Annotated in this window: 16 protein-coding genes and 1 pseudogene; 13 read left to right on the top strand and 4 right to left on the bottom strand. The window is 64.7% G+C overall.

The window, feature by feature from the left end; genetic code table 11:
• The 13 genes and pseudogenes from urtE to ureG all read left to right on the top strand — a co-directional run bounded on the left by urtE (nt 1) and on the right by ureG (nt 10,534).
• On the top strand, nt 1–702 hold the full coding sequence (urtE, locus tag PI93_RS01425) for an urea ABC transporter ATP-binding subunit UrtE (RefSeq protein WP_039370484.1): 702 nt from the start codon (nt 1–3) through the stop codon (nt 700–702).
• Nucleotides 703–814: 112 nt separating this feature from the next.
• On the top strand, nt 815–1,666 hold the full coding sequence (locus tag PI93_RS01420; protein ID WP_039370481.1) for an urease accessory protein UreD: 852 nt from the start codon (nt 815–817) through the stop codon (nt 1,664–1,666).
• Between the two features lie 387 nt (nt 1,667–2,053).
• Entirely contained in the window at nt 2,054–2,824 is a 771-nt protein-coding gene (locus tag PI93_RS01415; RefSeq protein ID WP_039370722.1) for a transporter substrate-binding domain-containing protein, read from the top strand.
• A 52-nt stretch (nt 2,825–2,876) separates the two neighbouring features.
• Nucleotides 2,877–3,563, top strand: a complete 687-nt coding sequence (locus PI93_RS01410) for an amino acid ABC transporter permease (RefSeq protein ID WP_039370478.1) — start codon at nt 2,877–2,879, stop codon at nt 3,561–3,563.
• The gene (locus PI93_RS01405; RefSeq protein ID WP_039370474.1) at nt 3,560–4,210 is read left to right on the top strand and encodes an amino acid ABC transporter permease; all 651 of its coding nucleotides are present in this window, start codon (nt 3,560–3,562) and stop codon (nt 4,208–4,210) included. The genes PI93_RS01410 and PI93_RS01405 overlap by 4 nt, the downstream gene beginning before the upstream one ends.
• A complete protein-coding gene (locus tag PI93_RS01400; RefSeq protein WP_039370471.1) occupies nt 4,197–4,919 on the top strand; it encodes an amino acid ABC transporter ATP-binding protein in 723 nt (240 codons plus the stop codon). Before PI93_RS01405 ends, PI93_RS01400 begins: the two co-directional genes overlap by 14 nt.
• A gap of 170 nt (nt 4,920–5,089) precedes the next feature.
• A complete protein-coding gene (locus tag PI93_RS01395) occupies nt 5,090–5,392 on the top strand; it encodes an urease subunit gamma (protein WP_023598019.1) in 303 nt (100 codons plus the stop codon).
• Nucleotides 5,393–5,511: 119 nt separating this feature from the next.
• Nucleotides 5,512–6,195 carry a HupE/UreJ family protein gene (locus PI93_RS01390; protein WP_080759185.1) on the top strand — a complete coding sequence of 228 codons (684 nt, stop codon included), beginning with the start codon at nt 5,512–5,514 and terminating at the stop codon, nt 6,193–6,195.
• 38 nt (nt 6,196–6,233) lie between these two features.
• A complete protein-coding gene (locus PI93_RS01385) occupies nt 6,234–6,539 on the top strand; it encodes an urease subunit beta (RefSeq protein ID WP_039370468.1) in 306 nt (101 codons plus the stop codon).
• Nucleotides 6,536–8,236, top strand: coding sequence for an urease subunit alpha (ureC, locus tag PI93_RS01380; protein ID WP_039370466.1), 1,701 nt, complete (start codon nt 6,536–6,538; stop codon nt 8,234–8,236). Before PI93_RS01385 ends, ureC begins: the two co-directional genes overlap by 4 nt.
• Nucleotides 8,237–8,302: 66 nt before the next feature.
• Nucleotides 8,303–8,965, top strand: a pseudogene (gene ureE / locus PI93_RS01375) (urease accessory protein UreE); the annotation flags it as partial.
• Between the two features lie 145 nt (nt 8,966–9,110).
• Complete coding sequence (locus PI93_RS01370) at nt 9,111–9,836, top strand: urease accessory protein UreF (RefSeq protein ID WP_052240665.1); 726 nt, start codon at nt 9,111–9,113, stop codon at nt 9,834–9,836.
• Nucleotides 9,837–9,895: 59 nt separating this feature from the next.
• Nucleotides 9,896–10,534: an urease accessory protein UreG gene (gene ureG / locus PI93_RS01365; RefSeq protein ID WP_039370461.1), complete on the top strand. Its 639-nt coding sequence runs from the start codon at nt 9,896–9,898 to the stop codon at nt 10,532–10,534.
• Nucleotides 10,535–10,675: 141 nt separating this feature from the next.
• Here ureG and PI93_RS01360 read toward each other — a convergent pair whose 3' ends face one another.
• From PI93_RS01360 to PI93_RS01345, 4 genes are read right to left on the bottom strand one after another with little or no spacing between them, the layout of a single operon-like run.
• Nucleotides 10,676–11,623: a TraB/GumN family protein gene (locus PI93_RS01360; protein ID WP_328803341.1), complete on the bottom strand. Its 948-nt coding sequence runs from the start codon at nt 11,621–11,623 to the stop codon at nt 10,676–10,678.
• A gap of 50 nt (nt 11,624–11,673) precedes the next feature.
• On the bottom strand, nt 11,674–12,720 hold the full coding sequence (locus tag PI93_RS01355; protein WP_236105694.1) for a peptide ABC transporter ATP-binding protein: 1,047 nt from the start codon (nt 12,718–12,720) through the stop codon (nt 11,674–11,676).
• Nucleotides 12,717–13,733, bottom strand: coding sequence for an ABC transporter ATP-binding protein (locus PI93_RS01350; RefSeq protein ID WP_039370457.1), 1,017 nt, complete (start codon nt 13,731–13,733; stop codon nt 12,717–12,719). The genes PI93_RS01355 and PI93_RS01350 overlap by 4 nt, the downstream gene beginning before the upstream one ends.
• Nucleotides 13,730–14,650 (bottom strand): ABC transporter permease subunit, encoded by a 921-nt coding sequence (locus PI93_RS01345; protein WP_039370455.1) that lies wholly within the window; start codon nt 14,648–14,650, stop codon nt 13,730–13,732. Before PI93_RS01345 ends, PI93_RS01350 begins: the two co-directional genes overlap by 4 nt.
• Nucleotides 14,651–14,653: the final 3 nt, after the last annotated feature.

Raw genomic sequence — 14,653 nt, 5'->3', positions numbered from 1 at the left:
ATGCTGGAAATTCACGCACTCAATCAGTACTACAGCGGCAGCCACATCCTGCGCAATGTGGAATTTACCGTGCCCGACGCGCAGCTCACCGTGCTGCTCGGACGCAACGGCGTGGGCAAGACGACGCTGCTCAAATGCCTCATGGGGGTCGTGCCCGTGAAGTCCGGCAGCATCGCCTGGCGGGGCCACGCGCTGACCTCCGCGCCGCCGTATGCGCGCGTGGCCAACGGACTCGCCTATGTGCCGCAGGGGCGCGACATCTTCCCCCGGCTAACCGTCGAGGAGAATCTGCTGATCGGCGCGGCGAGCCGCCCCGCGCGCGAGGCCAAGCGCGGCGTGCCCGATCACATCTACGAACTCTTCCCCGTGTTGCGCGACATGAAGCAGCGCCGTGGCGGCGATCTGTCGGGGGGACAGCAGCAGCAACTTGCCATTGGACGCGCCCTCATGAGCGATCCGCAACTGCTGATTCTCGACGAGCCGACCGAAGGCATTCAGCCGTCCATCATCAAGGACATCGGTGCGACCCTGCGTCGGCTGGTCGACGAGCGCGGCATGACAGTGTTGCTCGTCGAACAGTATTACGACTTCGCGCTCGAACTCGCGGATCACTATCGCGTCATGAGTCGTGGTGCCATCGTGGCGAGCGGTCTGGGCAAGGACATGGAGGCCGACGGCGTGCGGCATATGGTGGCGGTGTAATACAGGCACCGCCCGACATACGTAGCGCGCGCAATGCCCACCACGCGCGCTACGCTGCCCCCCATGCTCGCCGCGTGCTAGATTCGCGGCATCCACCGCCGATCCCTTTTTCATGAATTCCCTGCACGCTTCCTCCACCGGCTGGCATGCCGAGCTGACGCTGGGCTTTGCGCGACACGATGCGCGCACCGTCCTCGCCACGCGCCGCCATCAAGGTCCGCTCGTCGTCCAGAAGTCGCTTCACCCGGAAGGCCCCGGCATCTGCCACGCCGTGGTGGTGCATCCGCCCGGCGGCATTGCCGGTGGCGACACGTTGTCCATCGATGTGGACGTTGGCGAACGTGCACATGCCGTGCTCACGACGCCCGGCGCCACCAAGTGGTACAAATCGCAGGGCCGCTTCGGCACGCAGGACATCTCGCTCACAGTGCAAGACGGCGCAAAGCTCGACTGGCTGCCGCTCGAGAACATCGTGTTCGAACATGCGGACGCACGCCAGCGCATTACCGTTCGGCTAGGCGCTGGCGCGAGCGTCATCGGCTGGGACGCCACCTTGCTTGGCCGTCAGGCCGCCGGGGAACAGTGGACGCAAGGCCGCTGGCGATCGACCTTCGAATTGCGCGACGCCAATGACCGATTGCTGTGGGCGGAACAGGCCGTGCTTGGCGCTAACGACGCGCAACGCACCGGCGCCACCGGCCTCGCTGGCTTCCCGGTCTTCGCCGCTCTGTGGGCAGTCGGCGACGCTTGCACGAGAACGCTTGCCGAATCGCTCGCCGAAGGACTGCCGTTCACCGACGACCTGCGCGCCGGCATCACCTGCCTGCCCGGGAACGTCCTCGTGCTGCGCGTGCTCGGTCACGACATGGAGACGGTGCGCGGCTTGCTCGTCTCGCATTGGCTAACACTGCGTCCGCTGGTCCACGGCGTGCCCGCCGAACCTCTGCGTCTCTGGGCGACATGATCCGACGGGCACACGAAATGCACCAAAACGGTGACGCAGCCCCGGCCACGACACCCTGCCACCTCGATTTCGCACCAATACTGGGCTGACCTTTCGTCTTTCCGCTTCCCGCCGTCGCCCTTGTGTCGGCGGTGATGACGCGCTTGCGCCCTGCGCCGTATCACGCACGGCATTCGGCAACACCGGGCACGATTCCTGCTACCTCACTGTATCGACCGGTCAGACCAGATGATCCGGCCGCCGGCACACTCCTGTTGCCGGAATACTTCGCCCCCGATACCCGAGGTTGCCGTCATGCTGCCGTTCACCCGCACCGCCGTCTCTCACGAAGTCGTCGCCACCACGCTCAGCGCACGTGCCCGCGCCCGTCGCACCTTCACGACGCTGATGCTCGCCGTCAGCGCCATCGCTGCGTTCACGGTGGCGATGCCGCGCGCCGCCCACGCCGACGGGCTCGACGACATCGTCAAACGCGGCACCCTGCGCGTGGCGGTGCCGCAAGACTTCCCGCCGTTCGGCTCCATCGGTCCGGACATGAAGCCGGCCGGCTACGACATCGACACCGCCGCCCTGCTGGCCAAGGGCATGGGCGTGAAGCTCGAACTCGTGCCGGTCACCAGCGCGAACCGCGTGCCCTACCTCACGACGAACAAAGCCGACCTCGTGATCTCCAGCCTCGGCAAGAACGCCGAGCGCGAGAAGGTCATCGACTTCTCGGAAGCGTATGCGCCGTTCTATAACGGTGTGTTCGGCCCGAAGGATCTCGCCGTGTCCAAGCCTGCCGACCTCTCGGGCAAGACCATCGGTGTGACGCGCGGTGCCGTGGAAGACCTCGAACTGTCGAAGATCGCACCGGCCGACGTCACGATCAAACGCTTCGAAGACAACAACGGCACGATCTCGGCCTTCCTCTCGGGTCAGGTGCAACTGGTCGCCACGGGCAACGTCGTGGCCGCGGCGATTCTCGCCAAGCATCCGCCCAAGCAGCCCGAGCCGAAGTTCCTCATCAAGAATTCGCCCTGCTTCGTCGGCCTGAACAAGAACGAGCCGCGACTGCTCGCCAAGGTCAACGACATCCTCACCGCATCGAAGAAGGACGGCTCGCTTGGCAAGGTCTCGCAGAAGTGGCTCGGCATGCCGCTGCCGGCCGATCTCTGATCTGCATGCGGGCTGCGGCCCAACTTACCTGGCGACTCACCACCGGCTTCACATGCATTACGTCCTCGACTTTGCCGATCTGCGGCAATACCTGATGCTCTTTGTGCGCGGCGCCGCACTGACGATCGCCCTGACGGCCGTGTCCACGGTCGTGGGGGTGATCGTCGGTGCGCTGTGCGCCGTCGCCCGCGAAGAGGGGCCGAGATGGCTCAAGGCGATCGCGGGCCTGTACGTCGAACTGATCCGCAACACGCCGTTCATCGTGCAGCTTTTCTTCATCTTCTTCGGGCTGCCGAGCCTGGGGATTCATATCGACGAGACCACCGCCGCCATCGTCGCCATGAGTGTGAACCTTGGCGCCTATGCCACGGAGATCATTCGCGCGGGCATGCGTGCCGTGCCGAACGGACTGTCTGAAGCCGGACTGTCGCTCGCCATGACGCGCGCACAGATCCTGCGTCATGTGATCCTGCCGCAGGCGTTCGCCAAGGTATTCCCCGCGCTCGCCAGCCAGATCGTGATCGTGATGCTCGGATCGGCGGTCGTCTCACAAATCTCCGTGCCCGATCTGTCGTATGCCGCGAACTTCGTGCAGTCGCGCACGTTCCGGGCATTCGAGAGCTATCTGATCGTCACCGCCCTGTATCTCATGCTCGCGATTGCGCTGCGCCGCGTGTTGATGCGTTGCGCGCGCCGGCTCTTTCGCGGCACCGTCAAGGTCCGGGGAGGTGCGCGATGACCGAGTTCTCGATATGGGACATGCTGCACGGTCTGCTATTGGCCGGACGCTGGACGCTCGCCCTGTCGGCGATCGCCTTCGTCTTCGGCGGCCTGGTCGCGCTGCTGCTGCTCGTGGTACGCGTGGGACGCGTGCAATGGGCCGCGAATGCCGTGGCGCTATACATCGAAGTCTTTCAGGGCACACCGTTGCTCATGCAGTTGTTTCTGGTGTTCTTCGGCCTGCCGCTGCTCGGCCTGGACGTGTCGCCGTGGATCGCCGCCGCCGTTTGCCTCACGCTCTACACCAGCGCCTATCTGACGGAAATCTGGCGCGGCTGTGTCGACGCCATCCCGCACGGTCAGTGGGAAGCGTCGTCGAGCCTTGCCATGCGTTACGGCGAACAACTGCGTCACGTCATTCTGCCGCAGGCGCTGCGCATCGCCATCGCGCCCACGGTCGGTTTCTCGGTGCAAGTGATCAAGAGCACGGCGCTCGCGTCGATCATCGGTTTCGACGAACTGACCAAGACCGGCACCATGCTGACCAACGCGACGTTCCAGCCGTTCACCGTGTACGGACTCGTTGCCCTGCTCTACTTCGCTGCCTGCTATCCGTTATCGCTGTGGGCGCGTCATCTTGAAAGGAAACTCCATGTCGCTCATTGAAGTCAGGGGCATGCAGAAACGCTTCGGCGAAACCCCGGTGCTCAAGGGCATCGACATGGACGTCGAACGCGGTCAGGTCGTCTCGATCATCGGCAAGAGCGGCTCGGGCAAGAGCACGTTGCTGCGCACGCTCAACGGCCTTGAGCGTTTCGACGCCGGCAGCGTCGCCGTCGACGGTGTACACGTCGGTGCGCGCGACACCGACTTGCGCGCCCTGCGTCTGAAGGTCGGGATGGTGTTCCAGCAGTACAACCTGTTTCCGCATCTGTCGGCCGGCGAGAACGTGATGCTCGCGCAAAAGGTGGTGAAGAAAACGTCCGGCGCCGACGCCCGCGAGATCGCCCACACCATGCTCGCCAAGGTGGGACTCGCCGACAAGTTCGACAGCTATCCGTCGCAACTCTCGGGCGGCCAGCAGCAACGTGTCGCGATTGCCCGCTCGCTCGCCATGAACCCCGCCGTGTTGCTGTGCGACGAGATCACGTCGGCACTGGATCCCGAACTGGTCGCCGAAGTTCTCAAGGTGCTCGAAGACCTTGCCGCCGAGGGCATGACGCTGATCCTGGTGACGCACGAGATGCGCTTCGCGCGCCATGTATCGGATCGCGTGGTGTTCATGCATCAGGGCAAGATCTGGGAGTCGGGCGAGCCGGAGTCGCTGTTCACGCAGCCGTCCACGCCGGAATTGCAACGGTTCATCTGCCAATGACAACGCCGGGGAACGACGCCTTCCATCGCCGCCAGGAACACACTTCGCACATTTTTGGTGCGCGGCAAGCGGCCTGCAAAACGCAGTGGCGCACACGCGAACGCGCGCCTATGATGTGCGGCAGCCGCGTCACCCCCTTGAACCCTTCGCATTGAAATTTCTTCGTTACGATGAAGCTCACGCCACGCGAAAAAGACAAGCTGCTCATCTTCACCGCCGCCCTGCTCGCCGAACGTCGGCGCGCGCGCGGCCTGAAGCTCAACTATCCGGAGGCGGTCGCCTTCATCAGCGCCGCCCTCATGGAAGCCGCGCGCGATGGTCGCACCGTGGCCGACCTGATGCACTACGGCACGACGCTGCTGACCCGCGACGACGTCATGGACGGCGTGCCGGAGATGATTCCCGACATTCAGGTCGAAGCGACCTTTCCGGATGGCACCAAGCTCGTCACCGTGCATCACCCGATTCCCTGATGGGCGCACGCGCGCGCGAGTGCCGGCATTCCCTGTCGCGTCGCCTTCGCTTGTGTGCGATCCGGTTTCGATTCGTATCCGTTTCTTCGTCGTCGATAACAACACCCTAAGGACGTCTCATGTCAGTGGACCGCCCCCTCAATGCTCATGATGCCGCCGAAGTGTCCGCCACTTCGCTGACGGCTTGCGCCATCGCCTCCGACCACACGCAGCGTCGGCTCGCGCGCGCCGCGACCGGCCTCGCGCTGCTCGCCGCATCGGGCGTCGCGCTCGCGCACCCCGGCCATCCGGGTCACGACGCCGCCAGCAGTTTCGCCGCCGGCTTCTTCCATCCGCTGACCGGTGCAGATCACCTGTGCGCCATGATCGTCGTCGGGTTGTGGAGTTCGCTCACGTCCAGGCGTGTCTGGCTTGCTCCGGTGGCCTTCGTCGCCATGCTCGCCGCCGGTGGCCTGCTCGGCATGTCGCACGAGGTTTCGTTGCCGGGCGTGGAGCCGATGATTGCTGTGTCGCTGCTCGTGCTCGGACTGATGCTCGCCACACGGGCGAAGCTGCCGGGCTGGGCAGGCGCCGCCATCGTGGGCGCTTTCGCCGTCTTCCACGGCTTCGCGCACGGCGCGGAACTGCCCGATGAGGCGAGTGCGATGCATTACATGGCCGGCTTCCTCCTTGCGACCGGCATGCTGCACGGCATCGGCATCGCCGTCGGCGTTGCCCTGCGCCATCGCACCGTCTGGGTCCCCCGTTTGCTGGGCGCCGGTGTGCTGGCGTATGGCCTTTCGCTGCTCGCCGCAGCGGCCTGAGTCGCCGTCGCCCCCGTCACGCCTATTCGGAGACGCGCATGATTCCCGGAGAACTGTTACCCGCCGCAGGTGAGATCACGCTGAACGAAGGTCGTCCGACCCTCAGCGTGAGCGTCGCCAATACCGGCGACCGTCCGATCCAGATCGGTTCGCACTTCCACTTCTATGAAGTCAACGACGCTTTGCAATTCGACCGCGAAGCGGCGCGTGGCTTTCGTCTGAATATTGCGGCCGGCACGGCGGTGCGCTTCGAGCCGGGGCAGCAACGCACCGTCGAACTGGTCGCGCTCGCAGGCGATCGCCGCGTCTTCGGTTTCGCGGGTCGCGTCATGGGGGCGCTATGAAGATTTCACGCCGCGCTTATGCGGAAATGTTCGGCCCGACAACGGGCGACCGTCTGCGACTAGCCGACACCGAACTCATCATCGAGATCGAACGCGACTACACGATCTACGGCGAAGAGGTGAAGTTCGGCGGTGGCAAGGTCATTCGCGACGGCATGGGCCAGTCGCAGCGCACGCGCGCCGATGTCGTCGACACCGTCATCACCAACGCCGTCATCATCGATCACTGGGGCATCGTCAAAGCCGACATCGGGCTCAAGGACGGCCGCATCTGGGGTATCGGCAAGGCCGGCAATCCCGATATCCAGCCTGGCGTCACCATCCCGCTCGGCGGTGCGACGGAAGTGATTGCCGGCGAAGGGATGATCGTCACGGCCGGTGGCATCGACTCGCATATCCACTTCATCTGCCCGCAGCAGATCGAGGAAGCGCTCTCGTCGGGCGTGACCACGCTGCTCGGCGGCGGCACCGGCCCCGCGACCGGCACGAACGCTACCACCTGCACCCCCGGACCGTGGCACCTGGAGCGCATGCTGCAAGCCGCTGATGGCTGGCCAATCAATCTCGGTTTTCTCGGCAAGGGCAACGTGAGCCAACCCGCGCCGCTGCTCGAGCAGATCGAAGCCGGCGCCATCGGTCTGAAGCTGCACGAGGACTGGGGCTCCACACCTGCCGCCATCGACGCGTGCCTGTCGGTGGCCGACGCGACTGACACTCAGGTCGCGATTCACACCGACACGCTCAACGAAGGCGGTTTCGTCGAAGCGACCGTTGCGGCCATCAACGGCCGCACGATCCACACGTATCACACCGAAGGCGCCGGGGGCGGTCACGCCCCCGATATTCTGAAGGTGTGCGGCGAGCCGAACGTGTTGCCCTCGTCCACCAATCCGACCCGTCCCTACACCATCAACACGCTCGACGAGCATCTCGACATGTTGATGGTTTGCCATCACCTCGACCCGGCCATCGCGGAAGATATCGCCTTTGCCGAGTCGCGTATCCGGCGCGAGACGATTGCCGCCGAAGACATCCTGCACGATCTGGGCGCGCTGTCGATGATCTCCTCGGACTCGCAGGCAATGGGGCGCGTCGGCGAAGTCGTCATGCGCACGTGGCAGACCGCGCACAAGATGAAGGTGCAGCGCGGCGCGCTGGGGACCGACACGGCACAGGCCGACAACTTCCGCGTCAAGCGTTACGTCGCGAAATACACGATCAACCCGGCGATCACGCACGGCATGGCCCATGAGATCGGCTCGGTCGAAGTGGGGAAATGGGCCGATCTGGTGCTGTGGGAGCCGGCGTTCTTCGGCGTAAAACCGACGCTCATTCTCAAGGGCGGCATGATTACCTCGGCGCTGATGGGCGACCCGAATGCGTCGATCCCGACGCCCCAGCCGGTGCATTACCGCGAGATGTTCGGCGCGCGCGCCGGGGCGATGGCACGCACATCCCTCACGTTCGTGTCGCAAGCGGCGTACGATGGCGACGTGGCCGGCCGTTACGGGCTGTCCAAGCGCATCGTGCCGGTGCGCGATATCCGGCAGGTCACCAAGGCCAACATGGTCAACAACGACTGGCTGCCGCACATCAGTGTCGACCCCGAGACCTATCAGGTCATCGCCGACGGTCAGCTGCTGACGTGCGAGCCCGCCACCGTGCTGCCGATGGCGCAACGCTACTTCCTTTTCTGAACCATGTCGCAAGATTCCGAATCACCCTCCTCCACCGGGAACGCCGAGACCGTCGCATCGTCGACACTGCGCCGTGTCGAGAAACGTCTCGACGCCGGACGCATTGCCGCGCCGCTGGCGCGTCGCGCCCCCGCACTCGTGTTGCCGTTCGACGCCCGCAGCAAGAGCCGACTGCGCGCCACGCTCGACACCGGTGAAGAGGTGGCGCTGTTCCTGCCGCGCGGCACCGTACTGCGTGGCGGCGATGTGCTCGTGGCCGACGATGGCGGTCTCATCCGCGTGGAAGCGGCTGCCGAGACCGTGCTGCTCGTGAGCGCAGCCACAGCGCTCGCGCTCACCCGCGCGGCATATCACCTTGGCAACCGGCATACCCCGGTAGAGGTTGGCGACGGCTATCTCAAGCTCGAATACGACCCCGTGCTGCGCGACATGCTGCTGCGGCTCGATGTCGACGTTGCCGAAGCGCTCATGCCGTTCGAACCCGAGGCCGGGGCTTACGGCGGCGGACACAAGCACGGACACGATGCGACGTTCGCCGAAGACTTCGCTATCGCTCAGAAGGTTTTCCACGAACACCATGGTCACTCGCATGATCATGATCATGAGCACGATCACGGCCATCACCACGGACACTCGCATGGGCATGGGCATGGGCATTCGCATGGCCATGATCACGGTCACGTGCATGGCGCGGCCTGCGATCACGATCACGCGTCGGGACATGTGCACGGCCCCGATTGCGCTCACTCGCACGCTCACGACGATCGCACCACCGGTCAAGTTCACGTACACGGCCCCGACTGCGGGCATGACCCTTCTCCTACGCCGGGCGTCAGCAACGTTGGCGTCGAGCCTACCCCTGTGAGTCCGACCGATGACGGCAAGTCTGGCCAGTCCTCTCACTGAAACGGTTGCCGCCGCGTCGTTGCAATCGCTTGCGGCGCTGCTTCATCTCGCCTCGCCGGCGCTGCCCATCGGCGCGTTCAGCTATTCGCAGGGCCTCGAGGCGGCTGTCGAGCACGGTATCATTCACGACGCGCCGAGCGCCGGGCAATGGATTGCCAGCCAACTCGACGGAGTCTTCACGACCGGCGAGATGGCACTACTCGCCCGACAGTGGCGGCACTGGCGAGCGGGGGATATCGCATCGCTCACGCAGGTTAACGATTGGCTGCTCGCCACGCGTGAGGCAGCCGAATTGCGCGCGGAAACCGAGCAGATGGGCTGGTCGCTCACGCAACTCGCGCTCTCGCTCGAATGGGGCGAACCGGCCCAGCGGGATCACCTGGCGTCGCTGCGTCCGATTGCCCTGCCGACGGCCTTCGCGTTTGCGGCACTGACGCATGGCGCCGCGCTGCCCGACACGCTCGTGGCTTACGCGTTCAGTTGGCTCGAGAATCAGGTCGCCGGTGCACTCAAGGCGGTTCCGCTCGGACAACTGGCCGCGCAACGCGTCATTGTCGCGCTGCGCCCTCGCGTCGTCGACGCGGCCCACCGGGCGGCGTCGTTGCCCGATGACCAGATCAACACGTTTTCCCCGGTGCTCGCGATTCTCGCGTCGCGTCACGAGACACAGTATTCACGTCTGTTCCGTTCGTAAGACGCGATGCCCTGCGTCTTTCTCTTTGTGCCTTTTCTCCGCCACCCACGACATTCGCCATGACGACTTCTGCCAACGCCCGTCGTACCAAGAAGAATCCGCCGCTGCGTGTCGGCATCGGAGGCCCTGTCGGCTCCGGCAAGACCACCCTGACCGAGATGCTCTGCAAAGCCATGCGCGAGCGCTACGATCTCGTCGTCATCACCAACGACATTTATACGAAGGAAGACCAACGCCTGTTGACGGTGGCAGGTGCATTGGAGCCCGAACGTATTCTGGGCGTCGAGACAGGAGGCTGCCCGCATACGGCCATTCGCGAAGACGCGTCGATCAATCTTGAAGCTGTCGAGCGCATGCTGGATCGCTTTCCCGACGCCGACGTGGTCTTCATCGAATCGGGTGGCGACAATCTCGCCGCCACGTTCAGCCCCGAACTCTCGGATCTGACGATCTACGTGATCGATGTCGCAGGCGGCGAGAAGATCCCGCGCAAGGGTGGCCCCGGCATTACCAAGTCAGACCTCCTCGTCATCAACAAGACTGACCTTGCACCTTACGTCGGTGCGTCGCTCGACATCATGCGCTCGGATACGCAGAAGATGCGCGGCATGCGTCCTTTCGTCATGGGGAACATGAAGGAAGGCAAAGGCCTTCAGGAAATCATCAGCTTTATCGAAGCGCGGGGGATGCTGGCTTGAGGTAATGCGCGAGCCCGACGGGGCGCCACTCACACGAGTGTTGCCCAATTAATCGTCAGGGTTGGGAGGAATCAATCGGGTCGGCTTGTTTCTCGGGCGATTCCTACTGAGATCGCCCGCTGTTCTTATGACCGTCCCAGACTACCGCTGCGCCACCGAAAATCCGTGCTCGCGCAGCAGTTGCAGCACGCCGTGCGGACCACCGAGGTGCAATGTGCCGATGGCGACGAACACCGGTTTGCCCGGGTCTGTCAGAAAGAGCATGCGTGCCAGAAAACGCCGGTTGCGCGAATACAGAATGCGCTCGTCGATGGCGTCGGCCAATGCCACGTTACGTCGCACTTGCGCCGACTTTCCCTGCGACCAGTCGAACACCAGCTCCGCGTCGCCCGCACGCCACAAGCGGTGCAGTTCCTCGACCTGCGCCGTCGCTGTCTTGGGCGTGAGCACCAGTTCCTGGGCCAGCAACTCGTTCTGCTGCGCCGAGGTCAGGCCGGTGAAGGCGTCCATCTGCTCCGCGAGCGACTCGAGACCGACGATACGGCCGCGATAGATGTTCTCGAGCTGATTCTCGGTGCCGTACTCCGTTTGCAGATCGGCCCCCATCGAATCCAGCGTCTCGACCAGCAGCGCGGCCAGCCACGGTCGCATGTGACGAATCTCGGCCAGCATCGCCGGATTGCCCTTCAGACGATCCCTCAACTTGCGCCATAACGGCGCCGGAATCATCTTCGGCAGACAGGCGCGCGTGCACATGCCGTACTTCTGCACGTCGTCCTGCGACATCGTCAGATCGTCAGGCGAGAGCTCGAATGCCACCACCTTCGACACGCGCAAGGCATCGACCACCACTTTGCGGAATGGATAGTCGTCGGGCTTGCCAACGTGCAGGGTGCCCATCACGTAGATGGTCATGTCGCCCTTGCGGGCTTCGTAGAACGGGAGATTGGCGCCCGGCGGCGATTCGCCCGGCTCGGGCACCACCAGCGGCAACGTGCGTGGCGTCACGGCACGCGGCGTCACGCTCGACGCGGCGTCCAGTGTGACGGCGAGCGTCATGAGCAGGCAGCCAAGCAGCCAGCCAGTCAATGCAACGCCCCGGCGAACCTGCGTCGCGCGTGGTGGTCCACCCAATCTCGTTATCCCTCAATGTCTTCAACCCGATGGCACGCCACCAGACGTCCTTCGAGCTTGCGCAATTGCGGCACTTCCTCGCGGCAATGATCGACGGCATACGGACAGCGCGGCGCAAACGCACACCCCGGCGGCGGGCGCAACGGCGACGGCAGCTCGCCGATCAGCGGAATCTTCACTCGCCGCTCGGAGGCTTTGATCGCCGGTGTCGCCGACATCAGCGCCTTGGTGTACGGATGTAGCGGCTTGCCGAACACGGCGGCCTTGGGACCGTGTTCGACCGCGCGACCGAGGTACATGACCATGACGTCGTCGGCCACATGCTCGACCACGGCGAGATTATGCGACACGAACACGTAACTCGTCGCGTATCGGTCCTGCAAATCCATGAAAAGATTCAGGATCTGTGCCTGAATTGAGACATCCAGGGCCGAAACGGGCTCGTCGGCCACCACGATGGCGGGCGACAGGATCATCGCCCGGGCAATCGCCACCCGCTGCCGCTGACCGCCCGAGAACATGTGCGGATACCGGGCCACGTGCTCCGGACGCAAGCCGACCGTGCGCATCATCGCGGCGATCTTCTCGCCCCGCTCCGCACGGCTGAGCGAGGTATTGATCGCCAGCGGTTCATCAAGCGCCTGCCCCACGGTCTTGCGGGGATTGAGCGACGCATACGGATTCTGGAACACCATCTGAATGCGTGTGCGCAGCGGCGCCAGATCGCCTGCCGACGCCCCCGTGGTCTCGGTGGCATCGATAGCGAGTCTGCCGGACGTGGGCGGTTCGATCAACGTCAGCACCCGGGCCAGCGTCGATTTGCCGCACCCCGACTCGCCGACCACGGCCAGCGTGCGCCCGGCCGTCAACTCGAACGACACACCATTCAGCGCCTTGACGGTGGCGTGTGCGCGCATCAACCCGCGGTTCACCGTGTAGAAACGCGTCAATTCCTGCGCGGCCAGTACCAGCGGCCCACCGTCGCGGCCGCTGCCCTCCGATGCCGGCGCTTGCGGGGCTCCCGGAGGTGTCGCGAAAACGGTTTCACTCATTGCGCGCCTCCTGTCGTCTGAACACTCGTCTGTATGCCCGCCGCCATATGCGGCAGCGGTTTGAAGCACCGCACCAGCGGCGCTCCGGTGGCCTGCGACCCGGTGTAAGGCTCGAGCGCGGGCGGCACCGTCCGGCAATGGTCGTCGGCATATGGACAACGCGGCGAGAGCAGGCAGCCTGCCGGACGGTCGTCGCGTCCGGGCACCACCCCCGCCAGCGTGTGCAGACGGCGCACCCCCCGGTTGTGTTCGGGAATGGCCGCGAGCAAGGCCTCCGTATAGGGATGATGCGGCGCGTCGAACAACGCCGGCACCTGCTGGACCTCGATCATCTGCCCGGCGTACATGACGGCGACACGGTGCGCGACTTCGGCCACGACCGCAAGATCGTGCGAAATCAGCACCAACGCCATCCCGTAGTCCTTCTGCAGTTGCAGCAGCAAGGCCATGATCTGCGCCTGAATCGTGACGTCGAGCGCGGTGGTCGGCTCATCGGCAATCAGCAGCTTCGGGCGGCAGGCAATCGCCATGGCGATCATCACCCGCTGGTTCATCCCGCCCGACAGTTGGTGCGGATACGCACCGAGCCGGTTGGCCGCATCGGGGATCTCGACCTGCTCCAGCAGTTCGACGATGCGATCCTTCAACGCCTTGCCGCGCAGCCCCATGTGACGTCGCAGCACTTCCCCGATCTGATAGCCCACGGTGTAGCTCGGGTTAAGACTGGTGAGGGCGTCCTGAAAGATCATCGAGACGTCGCGCCCCACGATGCTTCGCCGCTCGCGCGCCGACGCGTTCAACAGGTCGCGTCCGTCGAAGCGCACTTCGTCGGCCCGCACACGCCCCGGGGCGTCGATGAGGCCCATGAGCGCGAGCATCGTCACGCTCTTGCCGGAACCGGACTCGCCGACCACGCCGAGAATCTCGCCCTGGCCGACGTTCATGTCGATGGCGTCGACGGCGCGCGCGCCGTCGAAGTCGACCGATAGATTTCGAATGGAGAGCAGACTCATGCGATTCGCTTCAGTTTGGGGTCGAGTGCATCGCGCAGGCCGTCGCCGACCAGATTGATCGCGAGCACCGAGATGACGATCGCAAGGCCCGGCAGCGTCACGATCCACCAGGCACTTTCCATATAGTCGCGTGCGGAGGCAAGCATCGAGCCCCACTCCGCGAGCGGCGGTTGCACGCCCAGGCCCAGAAAGCCGAGGGCGGCCGCATCGAGAATGGCCACCGAGAAGCTCAGCGTGGCCTGCACGATCAGCGGCGCCGCGCAGTTCGGCAGCACCGTCGAGAACATCAGCCGCAGTGTGCCGGCCCCGGCCATGCGCGAGGCCACGACATACTCGCGTTGCAATTCGCCAATCGCCGCCGCGCGCGTCAAACGCACGTAGGCGGGCAATGTCACGATCGCAATGGCGATGGTCGTATTGGCCAGCCCCGGACCGATCACGGCGACCACGGCCACGGCCAGCAGCAGCGACGGCAGCGCCATCATCATGTCCATCAGGCGCATGATCGGCGTGTCGAGCCAGCGTGGGAAGAACGCAGCAAGCAGCCCGAGCAGAATGCCCGGAATCAGCGACAGCACGACCGACGACAAGCCGATCCAGAACGACAGACGCGCCCCGAAAATCAGACGCGAAAGAATGTCGCGACCAGCTTCATCCGTGCCCAGCAGGAATCGGGCGTTGCCGCCTTCGAACCATGCGGGCGGAATCTTCACGAAGTCGCGGTATTGCTCGATGGGGCTGTGCGGCGCGATCAGCGGCGCAAGAATCGCCGCGGCAAACATCAGTAACAGCACGATGGCCGCGGCCGTCGCACCACGATTTGCGGTAAAGCTGCGCAGAAACTCCCGGACCAGACGCGCACGAGGCGTGGCCGTCACCGTGACGGGAGGCGGCAGCGTAGCAGGCGTGTCACTCATCGT

This window comes from Pandoraea fibrosis (assembly GCF_000807775.2).
GTDB lineage: Bacteria > Pseudomonadota > Gammaproteobacteria > Burkholderiales > Burkholderiaceae > Pandoraea > Pandoraea fibrosis.
Note: the sequence above shows the minus strand (reverse complement) of the source record. Positions and strands in the feature narration are given on the sequence as shown.

Excerpts from the sequence above, each read along its gene's own strand:
- PI93_RS01385 (WP_039370468.1), top strand. The coding sequence starts at position 6,234 with ATGATTCCCGGAGAACTGTTACCCGCCGCAGGTGAGATCACGCTGAAC.
- PI93_RS01410 (WP_039370478.1), top strand. The coding sequence starts at position 2,877 with ATGCATTACGTCCTCGACTTTGCCGATCTGCGGCAATACCTGATGCTC.
- PI93_RS01420 (WP_039370481.1), top strand. The coding sequence starts at position 815 with ATGAATTCCCTGCACGCTTCCTCCACCGGCTGGCATGCCGAGCTGACG.
- PI93_RS01390 (WP_080759185.1), top strand. The coding sequence starts at position 5,512 with ATGTCAGTGGACCGCCCCCTCAATGCTCATGATGCCGCCGAAGTGTCC.
- PI93_RS01405 (WP_039370474.1), top strand. The coding sequence starts at position 3,560 with ATGACCGAGTTCTCGATATGGGACATGCTGCACGGTCTGCTATTGGCC.
- ureG (WP_039370461.1), top strand. The coding sequence starts at position 9,896 with ATGACGACTTCTGCCAACGCCCGTCGTACCAAGAAGAATCCGCCGCTG.
- PI93_RS01415 (WP_039370722.1), top strand. The coding sequence starts at position 2,054 with ATGCTCGCCGTCAGCGCCATCGCTGCGTTCACGGTGGCGATGCCGCGC.
- PI93_RS01355 (WP_236105694.1), bottom strand. The coding sequence starts at position 12,720 with ATGAGTGAAACCGTTTTCGCGACACCTCCGGGAGCCCCGCAAGCGCCG.
- PI93_RS01395 (WP_023598019.1), top strand. The coding sequence starts at position 5,090 with ATGAAGCTCACGCCACGCGAAAAAGACAAGCTGCTCATCTTCACCGCC.
- PI93_RS01350 (WP_039370457.1), bottom strand. The coding sequence starts at position 13,733 with ATGAGTCTGCTCTCCATTCGAAATCTATCGGTCGACTTCGACGGCGCG.
- ureC (WP_039370466.1), top strand. The coding sequence starts at position 6,536 with ATGAAGATTTCACGCCGCGCTTATGCGGAAATGTTCGGCCCGACAACG.
- PI93_RS01400 (WP_039370471.1), top strand. The coding sequence starts at position 4,197 with ATGTCGCTCATTGAAGTCAGGGGCATGCAGAAACGCTTCGGCGAAACC.
- PI93_RS01370 (WP_052240665.1), top strand. The coding sequence starts at position 9,111 with ATGACGGCAAGTCTGGCCAGTCCTCTCACTGAAACGGTTGCCGCCGCG.
- urtE (WP_039370484.1), top strand. The coding sequence starts at position 1 with ATGCTGGAAATTCACGCACTCAATCAGTACTACAGCGGCAGCCACATC.
- PI93_RS01345 (WP_039370455.1), bottom strand. The coding sequence starts at position 14,650 with ATGAGTGACACGCCTGCTACGCTGCCGCCTCCCGTCACGGTGACGGCC.